The organism is Lacibacter sp. (assembly GCF_057361365.1).
This window is the reverse complement of sequence record NZ_JBMQSG010000007.1, coordinates 454,994-471,001: the sequence shown is the minus strand read 5'-3', so window position 1 is coordinate 471,001 and position 16,008 is coordinate 454,994. Positions and strand designations below refer to the sequence as shown.

At 39.6% G+C, this 16,008-nt stretch carries 16 protein-coding genes; 8 read left to right on the top strand and 8 right to left on the bottom strand.

The window, feature by feature from the left end; genetic code table 11:
• Positions 1-24: 24 nt before the first annotated feature.
• From ACO1QW_RS06745 to ACO1QW_RS06735, 3 genes are all read left to right on the top strand, one after another.
• A complete protein-coding gene (locus tag ACO1QW_RS06745) occupies positions 25-615 on the top strand; it encodes a DUF4242 domain-containing protein (protein ID WP_486256902.1) in 591 nt (196 codons plus the stop codon).
• 21 nt (positions 616-636) lie between these two features.
• On the top strand, positions 637-1,239 hold the full coding sequence (locus ACO1QW_RS06740) for a DUF3455 domain-containing protein (protein WP_486256900.1): 603 nt from the start codon (positions 637-639) through the stop codon (positions 1,237-1,239).
• Between the two features lie 77 nt (positions 1,240-1,316).
• Complete coding sequence (locus tag ACO1QW_RS06735) at positions 1,317-1,802, top strand: GNAT family N-acetyltransferase (protein WP_486256898.1); 486 nt, start codon at positions 1,317-1,319, stop codon at positions 1,800-1,802.
• A 310-nt stretch (positions 1,803-2,112) separates the two neighbouring features.
• On the opposite strand, the gene ygiD is transcribed toward ACO1QW_RS06735, so the two are convergent.
• The 8 genes from ygiD to ACO1QW_RS06695 all read right to left on the bottom strand — a co-directional run bounded on the left by ygiD (position 2,113) and on the right by ACO1QW_RS06695 (position 7,798).
• Positions 2,113-2,994: a 4,5-DOPA-extradiol-dioxygenase gene (gene ygiD / locus ACO1QW_RS06730; protein ID WP_486256896.1), complete on the bottom strand. Its 882-nt coding sequence runs from the start codon at positions 2,992-2,994 to the stop codon at positions 2,113-2,115.
• 15 nt (positions 2,995-3,009) lie between these two features.
• A complete protein-coding gene (locus ACO1QW_RS06725; RefSeq protein WP_486256894.1) occupies positions 3,010-3,660 on the bottom strand; it encodes an NAD(P)-dependent oxidoreductase in 651 nt (216 codons plus the stop codon).
• A 25-nt stretch (positions 3,661-3,685) separates the two neighbouring features.
• On the bottom strand, positions 3,686-4,129 hold the full coding sequence (locus ACO1QW_RS06720) for a DoxX family protein (RefSeq protein ID WP_486256892.1): 444 nt from the start codon (positions 4,127-4,129) through the stop codon (positions 3,686-3,688).
• 30 nt (positions 4,130-4,159) lie between these two features.
• Positions 4,160-4,729: a YceI family protein gene (locus tag ACO1QW_RS06715; RefSeq protein WP_486256890.1), complete on the bottom strand. Its 570-nt coding sequence runs from the start codon at positions 4,727-4,729 to the stop codon at positions 4,160-4,162.
• A 35-nt stretch (positions 4,730-4,764) separates the two neighbouring features.
• Complete coding sequence (locus tag ACO1QW_RS06710) at positions 4,765-5,430, bottom strand: NADPH-dependent F420 reductase (RefSeq protein WP_486256889.1); 666 nt, start codon at positions 5,428-5,430, stop codon at positions 4,765-4,767.
• Positions 5,431-5,546: 116 nt separating this feature from the next.
• On the bottom strand, positions 5,547-6,125 hold the full coding sequence (locus tag ACO1QW_RS06705; protein ID WP_486256887.1) for a Crp/Fnr family transcriptional regulator: 579 nt from the start codon (positions 6,123-6,125) through the stop codon (positions 5,547-5,549).
• Positions 6,126-6,176: 51 nt separating this feature from the next.
• The gene (locus ACO1QW_RS06700; RefSeq protein WP_486256885.1) at positions 6,177-7,142 is read right to left on the bottom strand and encodes a zinc dependent phospholipase C family protein; all 966 of its coding nucleotides are present in this window, start codon (positions 7,140-7,142) and stop codon (positions 6,177-6,179) included.
• Between the two features lie 5 nt (positions 7,143-7,147).
• The gene (locus ACO1QW_RS06695; RefSeq protein WP_486256884.1) at positions 7,148-7,798 is read right to left on the bottom strand and encodes a DUF502 domain-containing protein; all 651 of its coding nucleotides are present in this window, start codon (positions 7,796-7,798) and stop codon (positions 7,148-7,150) included.
• A gap of 153 nt (positions 7,799-7,951) precedes the next feature.
• Here ACO1QW_RS06695 and ACO1QW_RS06690 point away from each other — a divergent pair, with 153 nt between their 5' ends.
• The 5 genes from ACO1QW_RS06690 (at position 7,952) to ACO1QW_RS06670 (ending at position 15,924) form a co-directional block, all read left to right on the top strand.
• Positions 7,952-8,578, top strand: coding sequence for a TetR/AcrR family transcriptional regulator (locus tag ACO1QW_RS06690; protein WP_486256882.1), 627 nt, complete (start codon positions 7,952-7,954; stop codon positions 8,576-8,578).
• An 83-nt stretch (positions 8,579-8,661) separates the two neighbouring features.
• Positions 8,662-10,077, top strand: a complete 1,416-nt coding sequence (locus tag ACO1QW_RS06685; RefSeq protein WP_486256881.1) for a TolC family protein — start codon at positions 8,662-8,664, stop codon at positions 10,075-10,077.
• Between the two features lie 30 nt (positions 10,078-10,107).
• A complete protein-coding gene (locus tag ACO1QW_RS06680) occupies positions 10,108-11,274 on the top strand; it encodes an efflux RND transporter periplasmic adaptor subunit (protein WP_486256879.1) in 1,167 nt (388 codons plus the stop codon).
• A gap of 161 nt (positions 11,275-11,435) precedes the next feature.
• Positions 11,436-15,005, top strand: a complete 3,570-nt coding sequence (locus ACO1QW_RS06675; protein WP_486256877.1) for an efflux RND transporter permease subunit — start codon at positions 11,436-11,438, stop codon at positions 15,003-15,005.
• A 121-nt stretch (positions 15,006-15,126) separates the two neighbouring features.
• On the top strand, positions 15,127-15,924 hold the full coding sequence (locus ACO1QW_RS06670) for a TIGR00266 family protein (RefSeq protein ID WP_486256875.1): 798 nt from the start codon (positions 15,127-15,129) through the stop codon (positions 15,922-15,924).
• Positions 15,925-16,008: the final 84 nt, after the last annotated feature.

The window sequence follows — 16,008 nt, the reverse complement described above, 5'->3', positions numbered from 1 at the left end:
CATTATCATCAAAAAAACAAACACATGAAACATTTATTGTTAGCAGTTATTACGCTATTTTCTTTCAGCAGCAAATCGCAGTCGCAAACCAATTATTACATGGATATTCATTACTTAGGCGCTGGCAATGTAAAATTTGAAGAGGTAGCAGCAGCACATCAGAAAGACCTTGCTGTACAAAAAACTTACGGCGTATCATTCTTAAAATTCTGGGTAGATGAAAAAAACGGGATCGTGTACTGCCTGTCCACTGCCAAAGATTCTGCAAGTGTAAAGAAAACGCATCGTCATGCACATGGTTTAATGCCAGCAGAAATTTTACAGGTGAAAGCCGGAGCAGAGTCATCAACAACCAACAACAATCCTTACTTCATGGATATACATGAAATGGGCGCTGGTTCTGTAACCGCTGAAGATGTAGCAGCAGCACATAAAAAAGATCTGGTTGTGCAGAAGGCCCATGCTGTGCATTTTATTAACTATTGGGTAAGTGAAGCAAAGGGTAAAATATTTTGCCTGTCGCAAGCACCTGCTGCATCCAATATTATAAATGCACATAAAGAAGCTCATGGACTTTTGCCTACTTATGTGGAGCTTGTTAAACAAGGCCAGTAATCACACATTTTAACGGCAACCATGAAAAAGAATAACAATGTAAAATGGATGGCAGGGTTACTCCTGCTTATCCTTGCATTTTCCTGCAAAAAGAAAGATGCATCTGTTACTACACCTGCAGATTATATAAAACAAAGTGAAAGCATCAGTATTCCTTCAGCTATTACATTACCGGTTAATGAACCAAACGGAAATACAACAGTAATCAGTTTGTTTGCAAAGGGAGTTCAGAAATATAAAACCAGGCAAAAGGCTAATGCGCAAACGGGTGTGTATGAATGGTATTTATCGGGGCCAAAAGCTGACCTATATAACGAGAGCAACAGCATCATTGGTATGCATGGCGTAGGTCCTTACTGGACTATATTTCCGGGAAGTATTGTTGAAGGAGAAGCGTTTGATCCTGTTCGTTCAGCAACAAGTAATGATGCAGGCAGTATCGACTGGTTATTGTTAAAGCGGAAACAAGGCACTACGCCATCTGGCGTTTTTCAAAACGTAGATTATATACAACGGATCGCTACCCGTGCTGGTAAAGCACCTGCTGCCGACCCGCTTTATTTAACAGACACTGTTGATATGCCTTACACCGCTGTGTACCGTTTCAGCAGAAAAAATCTTTAGCGTAGTTCCCTAATTATCCGGTGCCTGTGGCGCAGCAATGCGCCACTTTTTATTATTCATCATTTAAACATGTACAGATGGAATTGAATTTAATAAAAGCGTCAGCAGAACACCATTTTCTCCTGGATAATTTAATGCAGTTTTATATCTATGATTTTTCGGAATGGCTTAACCTGGATGTAATGAGAAATGGCTCGTTTGAAAAATATAAGGAAGCAGAAACTTATTGGCAAGAAAGAAACAAATCGATATACCTGGTAGAAAAAGAAAATCAATACGCAGGATTTGTGTTGGTAAAAACAATTGCTGAAAAGAATAAACAATACTTTTCAATCGCTGAATTTTTTATTCTTAAGAAATACAGGAAAAAGGGATTGGGCAAGCAGGTAGCATTTCAGGTGTTTGATTTATACAAAGGCAGCTGGCAGGTTTTCCAGTTAAATCAAAATGTGCCTGCCCAAATATTCTGGCACAAAGTTGTATCAGAATATACCGGGGGAAGCTTTAAGGGGTATTTTAAGGATGGCAGGTATTACCAGGAGTTTGAGAACGATTATAAATAACCCCGATGTTTACCGGGGCTATTTAAAGTGTAGCATTAAAATTGCAAAGCATTTTCATTTTATTCTGTTGCTAGATAACCGCTTACAGAAAAAGGAAGCTGGAACGAAAGTGAATCAGGTCACCCGGATATTTTTACCGACGTTGATGGAAGAACTTACTTGTTTTACCAGGCAATAACGATAAAGGCAAGACATGGTTTATTTCAAAGCGTGAAGTTGTGTGGAAGAAGGACAAACCGGTTTTACAATAGAACACAAACAAAAGAGTCGCATTGCTGCGACTCTTTTTCATTAAACCTTATCATCATCATTAACCTATTTTAACCGATGTCATCGTTAATGATCCGCCAACGGCTTTGTCATTAAAGATTGAAACATCTTCTTTGCTGTTTTGTAAACCTAACGTATACAATAATGGTAAGTAATGTTCAGGTGTTGGAATAGATAATTGTGCTTCTCTTCCAAGCAATGAATAATTGATGAGCCTATCGTGTGTTTTATTTCCAATCAATTCTTTAAATGTATTATTCATCTTCATGGCCCAATCATAACCATACTCTGGTACATCTAATTTATCCCAGGCCACCATCCTTAAATTATGTACCATGTTACCACTACCAATGATCAACACACCTTTCTTACGAAGACTGTATACCTCCTTTGCAAGATCGTAATGATATTGCGGTGCTTTTGTATAATCAATACTTAACTGCAAAACAGGAATATCTGCTTTGGGATACATGTGGCGGATGATGGTCCATGCACCATGATCCAATCCCCAATCGTGACTCAATCCCACATCAGCTGAATGAATCAATGCTTTTGTTTCCTGTGCAAATGCAGGAGAGCCAGGCGCAGGATATTGCACATCGAACAACGCCTGCGGAAAACCACCAAAGTCATGAATGGTTTCCGGAAAATCCATTGCTGTAATATGTGTTCCTTTCGTAAACCAATGTGCCGATACTACCAACACTGCTTTAGGTGTTGGAATTTCACTGGCCATCTTCGTCCATCTCCTGCTGAATTCATTGTCTTCAATACCGTTCATGGGCGAACCATGACCAATGAACAACACCGGCATCAACTGTTCTTCTTCTTTCAAATCATCTGTAAAACGATTGAACGCTGCCAAACCTGCCATACCTGCTGCTCCTGTTATTATTGTTGTTATAAATTGTTTCCGTTGCATGGAACGATCACTTAGTTAATACGCAACTGTAAAACGTTGCTGAATATGTTGCTTTTGCTCCACTTCATCAGCAATTGCAATTGCCATATCTTCCACCGATATCACACTTCTGTTGTTTGTATCAAACACAGGTGTCTCATTTCCTTTTCTATATGAACCTTTACGCTCGCCTGAAGTGCCTTGATGCATTTCCAATGCAGGACTTAAGAACGTCCACTTTAGATCCTTTTCTTCCCTTATCACATTTAAATAATCTCTTGCTGCCAATGCACCTGGTTTCCATTCTGCAGGAAACTGTGGCGAATCAACAAACTGGCTGCCATCAGCTGTATGTAAACTACCTGCACCACCAATCACAAATAAATGTTCAACACCTGCTTTCTTCACTGCTGATTGAATACGCTTTGATCCTTCAAGAAAATCAGTGTACAAATTCGGGTTAGCCCATCCTGCATTGTATGAGCTGATAACTGTATCATGTCCTTTTACTGCATTGATCAGTTCTTCTTCATTACTCACATCTGCTTTCACTGCTGTTACATTTTCTGCCGAAGGAAGTTTTTCTGTATTACGTGCTATACCTGTTATCTGATGTCCTCTTTGCTTTAATTCTTCTACGATTGCCGAGCCAACAAAACCTGTTGCGCCTATTACTGCTATTTTCATATTGCTTTGTTTAGTGTTTAGGTAATTACCTGTTTGTCCATGCAAGTGATGATTGCTTCCTGCGTTGTAATAAATAATCAAGTGAATACTTACCGCTTCCTGTAATAAACAATATCACATACAAAATGAGATATTGTAAACCGGGTTCTTGTTTTGCAAACGGATCAGCTGAATGTATATACAATACTGCTACCAACATTGTAATGATCAATGGTATTACCGCCAATCTTGTCCCAAATCCAAAAAGAATAAATACAGAACAGATCACTTCTGCAAATACGGTTAATGTTAACGAGAGTTCTCCGCTCATGCCAAGTACGGCAGGAAATTGTGCACCGTTACCTGATAAGAGCATGCCTAACTTTGGCAAACCATGCGATAACATTAATACCGCAGCAGTAATTCGTGTGAGAAGAATAGCCAGGTCAATTCCTTTTTGGCTGATGTTGATGCTTACTAATTTTTTCATGTCTGATTTTTGTTTAGTGTTTAGATCGTGTTATTGTGCAAATTCACCATCTGCTTTAATGAGTACTTCATCGCTGATCATTGGTGCAGGGAAACCATTACCCAATGCAAAGTCAGAACGCTTGATGATACCAGATATCTGAAAACCCGCTGTTGGTTTTTTGCTCATCGGATTTTCAATAATGCCCCTGTACACAAGATCTAATACAACAGGTTTTGTAATTCCCTTTAATGTAAGATCTCCTGCGAGTTTGTATTTGTCCTTACCGATTTTTTTAATACCAATACTTTTGAAAGTCAGTTCTGGATATTTTGCTGCATCAAAAAAGTCTGCACTTTTCAGGTGATTGTCTCTCATTTCAATGCGTGTATCAATAGAAGCCACTTTTGCTGAAAGTGTAAATTGAGCGTCGCTGAAATCAGGTTTTGAAGATTTTACTTCTACATCAAAATCATTGAATGTACCCGATACATCTGAAACACCTAAGTGTGTTACCGTAAATGCCAACTGAGAATGTGCTTTGTCATTTTTCCATACAGCAACGGTTGTAAATGCTGTTGCTAAAAAGAATACCGAAAGAATAATTACTACTTTTTTCATTTTGTCTTTTTTATTGGTTTATGTTGATTGATTGTTTAATTATTGTGGAGGATCTTCCAACCGGCCAGCCAGTTATAATTGTATTTCATGGTAAGTTGTATAAGCAATAACTGCATTGCTTCCAATGTGCGGCTTACGGATAGCTTACCTGCGATGATGGGATTGAAGCCCGTTGTCTTTACCAACTCTGCTGTAGTTTCCAAAGCAGCGTCATGATTACCCGCAATGAAGGCATCGGCCTGCTTGCCATCAATAACTGTTTGTGAAAAGTTTGCAGCGTAAGTTGTATTAAACGCTTTTACCACTTTTGCATGAGGCAATAACGCCTGCAATTCTTCCGCAGCACTCGTGTCAGGATTTGTAACGAGTGCATCGTATGTAGTGTTAAGCGGATTTGCAATACTGATAACGATCTTTTGATTTGCCACTTCACGAATGGACTCTGCAATTTCTGCCTGTGCTTCATAAGGTGTAGCGAGTATAATAATATCTGCTTCCCAGCTTGCATGCATCGGGCAAGCCATACCATCAATATCAGCTGAGGGATATTCTTTAGTAATAGACTGCTTCAATTCTTCAACTTTATCCTGTTCTTTACCGAACAGCAATAAACGATCGTTTCCTTTTGCAAGCGCCTTTGCAATAGCTGAGCCCATGTTACCGGATGCTCCTATTATTGCGATGGTTCTTTTTGTTTGCATATCATTGAATTTGATAATGCAAAACTACCTTCAATCACGCCCTTGCTCCCATGACATGTGATAAGAAAAAGCATTGACATCGGATAAGAAAACCCTTGACATATGTCAAGAAAAAATCAACGGGAAGCCATCTGCTTGCGTATACGACTAAGTGTTTCGGGGGTAATGCCGAGGTAAGAAGCAATTAAATGTTGAGGAGCACGATTAACAATAGTGGAGTATTGATCGACAAGTCGGACATATTTTTCTTCAGCAGTAAGACCAATGGTTCCTTCTATCCTTTGCTGCAACGCCACATAAGCATTTTGGTACAATATGCGTATATAGGTTTCGTACTGCCGTACGTTCTTCAACAGGTTTTCGTGTTGCTCATGATCGAGTAATAACAATTCGCAATCTTCCAGCGCTTCAATATTAAGTTTCGACTCTTCTCTTGTAAAAAAACTATAAAGATCCGAAATCCAGAAACCTTCAAATGCAAACTGCATTACACGTTGCCCGCCTTTTGCATCAGTAGTATAAGAATACAAAGCTCCCTTCTCTACAAACGCCATGCGGTTGCAAACATCACCTTCCTGTAATAAAAATTGTTTACGGCGTAGTTTCTTTGGTGTAAAATATGTTTTACATAAATGCAGATCCTCTTCCGTTGATGGTACTTTTTCCTGTATACTTTTAATGAGAAGTTCAAACATATTCACTCAATTGAATGTTCAAATGTACAGCAACACCTGCATTTAATTACACTAGTCGTGCTCTCTGCCAACAATCTTACCATTACGCCAGTTGTTATTTAGTTCTTCAAACTCCTTTAAATCTTCAGCTGAAAATTCTTTGTTGCTTAGTTTTTTCAAATCAGGCTGACCTGCATTCACCCATGCCGTGTACCAAAAACTGGCAACTGCAAAAATGCTTTGACGCATTCTCCGTTCAACCATTCCGTTTAACTTATTGTTGTAAGAAGTAGTGAAAGCAGTTGAATAGGTTCTTATTGTTATTCCGTTCCTGTTCTCAAATGAATATTTCTGATCGGCCGGGAAGCTTTGTGTCAGTTCTTTTTCAAAACGCAATACAGTATCAGCCGCTGCTGCACTTTCTAATACCCGTGCCCAAATAAATTGGCCGGGATTTTTGATGTGTATAGCTTTGTCCATCCAAAAGTCAAATTCTTTTTCTGCTAACAATTCAGGAATACGGCTTTCCCAAAAACCATGTATGCCGTTTTGATTGGTGAATTGACCGTTATGATTATGCGATGCATGTAAAGGCACATGTGCATCTGCAATGTAATGGCCGATCTCTGCGCTCAGCTTTAAGATTTTTGCCTGGTTTTTTTCTTTGAACGCACTTGTTAAACGCCACAACATGGTTTGCACCCACCACGGTACAATACCATACGCATTCACCGTATCGGCACTAAACCTGGCAACTGCGCTATCATAATTATGTGGTAGTTCAGTAAAAGGGAAAATACCATAATGATCAATGTCAATATAGTGGCGTGGGCCTTCTTCCGCAATTGCATAACGTCTTTTATCCGGATCAACGGAGTGCTCTGTTAAGAAATCAATATTTGTTTTGTAGAACCCGATCATATCGGGTGGCAACAGAAACACAGCCAGGTAGTTGATTTTACGATGCCCGAAAAATCCCCAGCAGAAACATTGCTGGCTAATGAGCATTAAGGTAATTACCACTATCGCTTTTTTCATGCGGCTTATTTATGATGCGTCGCCTCTTCTTTCAATATTTCCTCATTAATCTCTTCATCTAATTTGGTAACACCGCCGCTAATAGCAAATTTCATTGCTTCAGTTCCGGTCAATTGTCCTTCAAGTGATTTAATCCTGGTTGCCGGTATTAAATAAACATTACCTGCAATGGAATAACTCATGGGCACATACACCGCAACATAATCTTTCAAACCAAAATCCTGCGTGTCTTCTCTTGTGAGAAAACCTACACGCCACACATCGTTATCATCAATATTGGCGAGCACAGGCCGGTTGAATTTTTTCTTTTCACCAGCAAATGCTTCAAAAAAATCTTTTACGGTGGTGTAAATAAATTTTATGCCCGGTACTTTTTCCAGCCAATGATCGAACAAATTAAAGATGCGGCTCTGGATAAAAAAGGTGCTCAGGTATCCTACAAGACAAATGGCACCCACAATAAGAACGAATCCCAAACCAAAATTCCGAACAATTACTTTTCCTTGATCATCAGTAAAAGTAAAAATGGGGATCAGTTCGTCTATACTGGTCACGATCCAAAACAACGCATAGCCAGTTACCACAATTGGTGCTAACACTAGTAAGCCTTGCAAAAAGTATTGGAATAATCGTTTGTAATTAAAGGTTTTAAACATGTTGTTGCATTTGCCTTATCAAAAATACATCTTTCGAATGCGGTGCCACCGTATTAATTTTTTGTGACGAATGGAAAATAAATATGATGGAAACTTTGGCAACGAACAAAGTTTCCATAGTTTTGCGGTCCCGATAGCTATCGGGATGTGAATATGGAGACAAAAGAAAGAATACAAAAAAAGGCGCATGAAATGTTTTTGCGTTATGGCATCCGATCGGTATCGATGGATGACATTGCAGCACAGTTGGGCATGAGCAAAAAAACCATTTACCAGTTCTTTTCCGAGAAAGATGAGTTGGTAACGGCTGTGATGGATGAAGAAATTACTTACACCCAGCATAAGTGTGAGTTGTGCCAGGTAGATGCACGTAATGCCATTGATGAAATTTTTCTTACGCTGGAACGTGTACTTGAACAATTCTCGAACCTGAACCCGATGGTGTTATACGATGCAGAAAAATTTCACCCCAAGGCATTTGAAAAATTCAGGAAGATGAAAGAAGAGTTTATGCTGGAAGTAGTAGCGCATAACATACGCCGTGGAATTGAAGAAGAACTCTACCGTGATACGATCAATGTAGACATGATGAGTCGCTTCCGTGTTGAAACGATGATGATTCCATTTGCTATGGCCGCAGCATCGCCCAGTAAATACAATCTCGTTGATGTGGCAAGAGAAACCATGGAACATTTCCTCTTTGGACTCGCTACATTAAAAGGACACAAACTGATCATGAAATATAAAGAAGAACAACAAAAGAGAAAAAGTAAACCTTAACATCCATACTAACGCAACGATGATGAACGACCAGTTTTCATTTTTCGTGTGGATAGCGGACAATCACTAACTAAAGACAAGCGATGAAAAAAACAACAAGAAACAAGTGGCTCGTGTTTGCACTGCTGCTGCTTGCTTTTCAATCAACACAAGCGCAAACAGAATATCGACTGAGCGTTAAAGAAGCAGTAGACCTGGCATTAAAGAATGTAGCAGACATTAAAAATCTTCGCATTGACTCATTAAAGCAAGAAGCACAAAACAAAGAGATCTTAGGATCTGCTTTACCACAGGTAAGTGGAAGCGGCCAGGTGGCACATTATCTTACACTTCCAAAAATCTTATTCCCCAGTGCTGGTAAAACCGATGTATATACTGTATTGAACCAGGAAGGTGTAAAAGACGGAAGTGGTAATACTATTCAGCGAAAAAATGAATTTACTGTTCAGGAATTCAGCTTTGTACAACCGTGGAGTATTACTGCCGGTGTAAGCTTAAATCAATTATTGTTTCAACCCGATGTATTTGTGGGATTGATTGCACGCAAAACTTCTATAGAGTACGCAACAGAAAACATTAAAGTGCAGGAAGAAAAAACACGTGAACAAGTGCAAAAAGCATACTACCAGGTTTTAATTGGCGAACAACAACTGGAAGTGCTGCAAAAAACCTTACAACGTTTTCAAAAATTGCTGAGCGACCAGGAACAATTATTCAAAAATGGTTTTATTGAAAAACTGGATATTGATAAAACTACCGTAAGCTTCAACAATACAAAATCTACAGAAACACAGCTGAAGAATATGATTGAGCTGGGTTATGCTGCATTAAAGTTCAGCATGGGATTAAGCCAATCGCAAAAAGTTGTACTCACTGAAAAACTATCGGCACAAACAGTAAAAGAAAATATCCTTGATGATGGTTCTTTCAACTACAACAATCGCAGTGAAGTTCGTTTACTGAACACTGTTCAAAAATTGCAGGAACTTGACATCAAGCGTCATCGCTTAGGCTATTTGCCAACGCTGGCTTTCTTCTATCAATTTCAGCAGCAAGGTCAGTTAAATAAAAACTTTTCTGCGTTTACCGGTCAAAACTGGTTTTGGTTTAATTCCAATCTCGTTGGTTTAAACTTAACCGTTCCCATCTTCGATGGTTTTCAGCGTAAATACAAAATTCAACAGGCAAAATACACGCTAGACAAAACGGTGAATAACATCGACAATGTGAAGAAGGCGATCGATATGGAAAAAACGTCGGCACAAATCAATTTGAAGAATGCCATTTTAAATATGGATGTGCAGCAACAAAATCTTGAACTGGCAGAACGTGTATATAATACTACCAAGAAAAAATATGAACAAGGTTTAGGCAGCAGCTTCGAATTATTGCAAACCGATACTGAGTTTCAGCGTGCACAGGGCAACTACTTTGATGCTTTGTATAATGCGGTAGTAGCTCGTATCACTTATTTTAAATCCATTGGACAATTAAACTAATCATCAACCATTACTATAAATAAACAACACATGAAACGTATATTTCAATACACAATCATCGCCGGGTTTGCGGTTCTTCTTGTTGCTTGCGGACAAGGAGGAAAAGAGAAAAGGGGATCGCTTGGCGAGAAGAAAGCGGAACTCGAAAAACTAAGAACAGAACAAGTAACACTTGCAACAAAGATCAAAACACTGGAAGATGAAGTTGCAAAGCTTGACACTGCTGCCGGCAAAAGCGATAAAGCAAAACTTATTGCAGTATTGCCTGTAGGCTCTGAAGATTTTTCTCATTTCATCGATCTGCAGGGAAAAATTGATGCTGATAATATTTCTTACATCGCTCCTCCAAACGGGCAAGGCGGTCTTGTAACAAATTTATATATCAAGGAAGGTCAGCCAGTAAAGAAAGGACAATTGATCCTGAAGATGGATGATAAAGTATTACGTCAGCAGATCAAGATCTACGAAACACAATTAGCTCTTGCAAAAGAATTGTACAACCGCACAAAAAATCTTTGGGATCAAAACATTGGTACCGAAGTACAATTGCTCCAGGCAAAAGCACAGGTTGAAGGTTTAGAACGCCAGATTGCTACTACTAATGAGCAAATAAAACTTTACACTGTTTATTCGCCGGTAACAGGTATTGCTGATGCAGTAAATATAAGAGTGGGTGAATTGTTTACAGGTGCAGGTATGAATGGTGCGCAAATCAGTATCGTCAACAACAGTACATTAAAAGCGGTGGTACAGGTTCCTGAAAATTATATGAGCCGTGTACGTGTAGGTAGCCCCGTTATCGTTGCAATTCCCGACTTGAACAAAACATTTAACTCAACTATTAAACTTGCTTCTCAAACAATTGATCCTAATTCGAGAACATTTACAGTTGAAGCGGCTATTCCAGGTGGCAGTGTTCGACCTAATTCTCTGGCAGCTGTTCGTATTAAAGACTACAGTGCACCAAATGCTGTTGTTATTCCGGTGAATCTTGTACAAACTGACGACAAAGGAAAATATGTTTTCGTTGTAGAGAAAGATAGCAGGGGCCGCACTATTGCAGTGAAGAAACCTGTGGTTGTAGGGGAGTCGTATGGCGATAAGATTGAAATCAAAGCAGGTTTACAAACCGGTATGCAATTGATTTCCGAAGGTTACCAAACTGTTTACGACAAACAGGTTGTAGCAATTGGATAACTGTAATCCATTTACCAGTTACCATTAATTCTTTCGTTCCTAATTGTTGTAATGCAACACTCAGAAGAATAGATTAACCAAAGCTTGGCCTCCCACATCCTGACCATTGTCGAAGGACGTAGAGGGAATGAACAGAGGCCGTTACTATATAATATTATTATATGCAATCAAACTTAATAGAAGGGCTCAGCAAAAAGTTCAAGGAGTTTAAACCTACGAGCTGGAGTGTTGATAATCGCACGGCCATCTATATCATCACTATACTTATTACAGCGTATGGATTATTTAAATTCAATACGCTGCCCAAAGAACAGTTTCCTGATATTGTTGTGCCTACAATTTCAGTAGCTACTATTTATGTAGGTAACTCACCTGCAGATATTGAGAACCTTGTAACACGCCCCATTGAAAAACAACTGAAGAGCATCAGTGGTGCAAGGGTTATTAAAGTACAATCGTCATCACAACAGGATTTTTCGTTGATCGTGGTGGAATTTGATACTGATGTAAAAGTGGACCTGGCAAAACAAAAAGTAAAAGATGCGGTTGATAAAGCACGTACCGATCTTCCGCAGGATCTTACAGCCGAACCGGATGTACAGGAATTTGCATTTAGTGAAATGCCCATCATGTTTGTAAACATCAGTGGCGATTTTGATCCTGTTAAACTGAAACAGTATGCAGATAAAATGCAGGACCGTTTCGAAGAGCTGAAAGAAATTACAAGAGCCGATATCGTTGGTGCGCCTGAGCGTGAAATACAAGTGAATGTTGATCCTTACCGCATGGCCAGTGCAAGAATAACGTTTAGTGATATTGAAGGTGCCATTGCACGTGAGAACAATGATATTACCGGTGGCCAGGTTGAAATTGGTACCATGAAACGCACAGTGCGTGTTCGTGGACAGTTTAACAGTGCGTTCGACATCAACAACATTGTTGTAAAAGGTGTAAGCGGTGCGCCTGTTTATTTAAAAGACATTGCTACCATTAAAGACACGGTAAAAGAAAATGAAAGCTTTGCACGCCTTGATGGTAAGAATGTAATTACGCTTAACATCGTAAAACGAAGTGGTGAAAACCTGATCAATGCGGCGGATAACGTGAAAGCGGCTGTAGCCGATATGCAGGCAAATGATCTGTTACCAAAAGATCTGAAAGTAACCATCACCGGTGATCAGAGTAAGCAAACAAAAACTTCTTTCAATGAATTAGTAAATACAATTGTGATTGGTTTCATACTTGTATTGCTTATTCTCATGTTCTTCATGGGTGTTACCAATGCCTTCTTTGTGGCATTGAGTGTACCATTGAGTGTATTTGTTGCCTTCCTGTTTTTACCGGTTGCTGATTATATTGTTGGTACGGGCGTAACACTCAACTTCATTGTGTTGTTTGCATTGCTCTTTGGCTTAGGTATAATTGTGGACGATGCGATCGTGGTAATTGAAAATACGCACCGCATCTATCACAACGGTAAAGTGCCTATCATACGAAGTGCAAAAGAAGCAGCGGGTGAAGTATTTATTCCTGTGTTAGCAGGTACGGCCACAACACTTGCACCGTTCTTCCCTCTCCTCTTCTGGAAAGGAATTATTGGTAAGTTCATGATCTACTTGCCCACAATGTTGATCTTAACATTGGCAGCGTCATTAATTGTTGCGTTTATCATGAACCCTGTGTTTGCGGTAAGCTTTATGAAACCGGAAGGACGTGCCTATGATGATAAGAAAAGCAGCATCTTCCGCAAATGGTATTTCTGGGCGTTTATCATTATTGGTATCATTAACCATATGATAGGCAACCATGGCACAGGTAATTTCCTGTTCTTTATGGCACTGGCAAACATTCTTAATCGCTATGTACTTCGTGATGCGATTTATTTCTTCCAGGAAAGAGCATTGCCTAAACTCATGAACAGTTATGAAAACCTGTTGCGTTGGGTATTGAAGGGATGGAGACCTGTTTGGATGCTTGTTGCATTATTTTTATTGTTTCCTATTGCATTAGCATTATTGCTGGCACGTGGTAATTCTTCAACATTCTTCCCGAGTGGTGATCCGAACTTTATTTATGTTTATTTGAAGATGCCGGTAGGTAGCGATGTGAAGTATACTGATTCCATCACCAGCTTACTGGAGAAGAAAGTATATAAAGTACTGGAAAAAGAAAAACCAGGTGAAGAAGGTTCTATTGTTGAAAGTATTATTACCAACGTGGCCGTGAGTGCAAATAACCCTCGTGATAATAACCGTAGTACACAACCTAACCTTGGACGTATACAGGTATCGTTTGTGGAGTATGAAAAACGTCATGGCAAATCAACGAAATTTTATATTGACGAAATACGCAGAACCATCAAAGGTATTCCCGGTGCTGCTGTTAGTGTAGAACAGGAAGATGGTGGTCCTCCCACTGATCCGCCGGTGAATATTGAAGTAGTAGGTGATAACTTCAACAATATTGCGAAAGTTGCCACCGAGTTATTTAACTATCTCGATACAAACCGTGTTGATGGAATTGATAACCTGCAGTTGGATGTTGATCTCAACAATCCTGAAATTACTGTGAGTGTTGATCGTGAAAGAGCATTGATTGAAGGTGTGAGCACTGCACAGGTTGGTATGGAATTACGTACAGCATTATTTGGTAAAGAAGTGAGCAAGTTGAAAGATGGAGAAGATGAATATAAAATTCAGCTTCGCTACAGTGAATTGCAGCGTAACAACATCATCGACCTGATGAACATGAAGATCACGTTCCGTGATTTCAACACAGGACAAATAAAACAGGTTCCTATTAATGCTGTTGCAAAATTTGATTACACCAGCACAAGCGGTGGTGTTAAAAGGAAAAACCTGAAACGCACAATTCAGTTGCAGTCGAACATTGCTGATCCAACACAGGCAGCAGCCATCAATGCAGCGTTGAAAACAAAGATCGACGACTTTAAAAACAAAGTACGCATTCCTGAAGATGTAACCATTCGCCAGAGCGGGCAAAGCGAACAGGAAGCAGAAACAAATGCTTTCCTTGGTACGGCGTTGATCATTGCCATTGGTTTGATCTTCCTGATACTTGTATTACAGTTTAATAGTTTAAGTAAACCGTTCATTGTAATTACTGAAATTTTCTTCAGCATCATTGGCGTGTTATTGGGTTACGCTATTACAGGTAAAACCATTGCCACCATCATGTTGGGTGTGGGTATCATTGGCCTTGCCGGTATCGTAATTAAAAATGGTATCCTCTTAATTGAGTTTACAGATGAGTTAAGAGGGCGTGGTTATAAAACCAGAGAGGCAGCTATACAGGCGGGTAAAATCAGGATTATCCCGGTATTACTTACTGCATTAGCAACCATGCTTGGGTTGTTACCTTTGGCAATCGGCTTCAATATTGATTTCGTTTCGTTGTTCCAGCATCTTAATCCAAAGATCTTTATTGGTGGTGATAGTGTTGTATTCTGGGGACCATTAAGCTGGACGATCATTTACGGTTTGATCTTCGCATTCTTCTTAACCCTGATGATGGTACCAAGTATGTATATCATCTCTGAGCGTTTAAGAAGACCAATGGAACGTTTCTATGGCACCAAGTATATTGCATTGTTTGGTTTTCTTGGTCCTTTATTCTTCATCTTCGTTGGTATTATGTACCTGGGCCGGAGAATTCAGGGTAAGAAAGTTTGGGTAGGCCAACAACGTAAAACAGTTCCTTCGAAAATTTAAGAAACAGATTGATATCATACAAAACCCTCTCCTTTCCGGAGAGGGTTTTTCTTTTCTGTTTAACAAAATAATTATCAACTATATTTCTCTTCCTTTTAATTTCACAAAAAAAATTATCATCATGGCACAGGCACACGAAATTGATTACCGTATTGTGGGTGAAGAAATGCAATACGTAGAAGTTGAACTTGATCCCAATGAAACAGCCATTGCAGAAGCAGGGAGTTTTATGTTGATGGATGAAGGCATACAAATGCAAACCATTTTTGGCGATGGCAGTGCTAATGCACCAACAGGTGTGTTGGGAAAATTATTCAGTGCTGGTAAACGTTTACTCACTGGTGAAAGTTTGTTTATGACAGCTTATACCAATGTTGGCAATGGAAAGAAGCGGGTAAGCTTTGCATCGCCCTATCCCGGGAAAATTATTCCGCTTGATCTGTTGCGTTTGGGCGGCCCTGTTGTTTGTCAGAAAGATGCTTTTCTCTGCGCTGCAAAAGGTGTAAGCGTAGGCATTGCCTTGCAACGTAAACTTGGCACCGGTTTATTTGGTGGTGAGGGTTTTATTATGCAAAAATTAGAAGGTGATGGTTTGGCTTTTGTACATGCAGGTGGCCACGTGTTTGAACGTGAATTGCAGCCCGGTGAGTTAGTAAAGATCGATACAGGTTGTGTGGTGGCTTACACACATACCATTGATTTCGATATCCAATTTGTGGGAGGCATTAAAAATACAATTTTTGGCGGCGAAGGTTTGTTCTTTGCAACATTGCGTGGACCAGGTAAAGTGTGGATACAGACCTTACCGGTTTCAAGATTGGCCAGCCGCATTCTTTCTTATGGAACAACCAACCGCAAAGAAGAAGGAAGCTTGCTGGGTGGCATCGGCAATTTGCTTGATGGCGATGGATTCAGATAACATACCTTGACAGCGCTCCCCTCCCTGGGATGAGAATAAATTCTAAGCCGGAAAAATTTTTCCGGCTTTTTGTTTGGAAATTCA

Excerpts from the sequence above, each read along its gene's own strand:
- ACO1QW_RS06720 (WP_486256892.1), bottom strand. The coding sequence starts at position 4,129 with ATGAAAAAATTAGTAAGCATCAACATCAGCCAAAAAGGAATTGACCTG.
- ACO1QW_RS06690 (WP_486256882.1), top strand. The coding sequence starts at position 7,952 with ATGGAGACAAAAGAAAGAATACAAAAAAAGGCGCATGAAATGTTTTTG.
- ACO1QW_RS06725 (WP_486256894.1), bottom strand. The coding sequence starts at position 3,660 with ATGAAAATAGCAGTAATAGGCGCAACAGGTTTTGTTGGCTCGGCAATC.
- ACO1QW_RS06670 (WP_486256875.1), top strand. The coding sequence starts at position 15,127 with ATGGCACAGGCACACGAAATTGATTACCGTATTGTGGGTGAAGAAATG.
- ACO1QW_RS06675 (WP_486256877.1), top strand. The coding sequence starts at position 11,436 with ATGCAATCAAACTTAATAGAAGGGCTCAGCAAAAAGTTCAAGGAGTTT.
- ACO1QW_RS06680 (WP_486256879.1), top strand. The coding sequence starts at position 10,108 with ATGAAACGTATATTTCAATACACAATCATCGCCGGGTTTGCGGTTCTT.
- ACO1QW_RS06685 (WP_486256881.1), top strand. The coding sequence starts at position 8,662 with ATGAAAAAAACAACAAGAAACAAGTGGCTCGTGTTTGCACTGCTGCTG.
- ACO1QW_RS06705 (WP_486256887.1), bottom strand. The coding sequence starts at position 6,125 with ATGTTTGAACTTCTCATTAAAAGTATACAGGAAAAAGTACCATCAACG.
- ACO1QW_RS06695 (WP_486256884.1), bottom strand. The coding sequence starts at position 7,798 with ATGTTTAAAACCTTTAATTACAAACGATTATTCCAATACTTTTTGCAA.
- ACO1QW_RS06735 (WP_486256898.1), top strand. The coding sequence starts at position 1,317 with ATGGAATTGAATTTAATAAAAGCGTCAGCAGAACACCATTTTCTCCTG.
- ACO1QW_RS06710 (WP_486256889.1), bottom strand. The coding sequence starts at position 5,430 with ATGCAAACAAAAAGAACCATCGCAATAATAGGAGCATCCGGTAACATG.
- ACO1QW_RS06700 (WP_486256885.1), bottom strand. The coding sequence starts at position 7,142 with ATGAAAAAAGCGATAGTGGTAATTACCTTAATGCTCATTAGCCAGCAA.
- ACO1QW_RS06740 (WP_486256900.1), top strand. The coding sequence starts at position 637 with ATGAAAAAGAATAACAATGTAAAATGGATGGCAGGGTTACTCCTGCTT.
- ACO1QW_RS06745 (WP_486256902.1), top strand. The coding sequence starts at position 25 with ATGAAACATTTATTGTTAGCAGTTATTACGCTATTTTCTTTCAGCAGC.
- ACO1QW_RS06715 (WP_486256890.1), bottom strand. The coding sequence starts at position 4,729 with ATGAAAAAAGTAGTAATTATTCTTTCGGTATTCTTTTTAGCAACAGCA.
- ygiD (WP_486256896.1), bottom strand. The coding sequence starts at position 2,994 with ATGCAACGGAAACAATTTATAACAACAATAATAACAGGAGCAGCAGGT.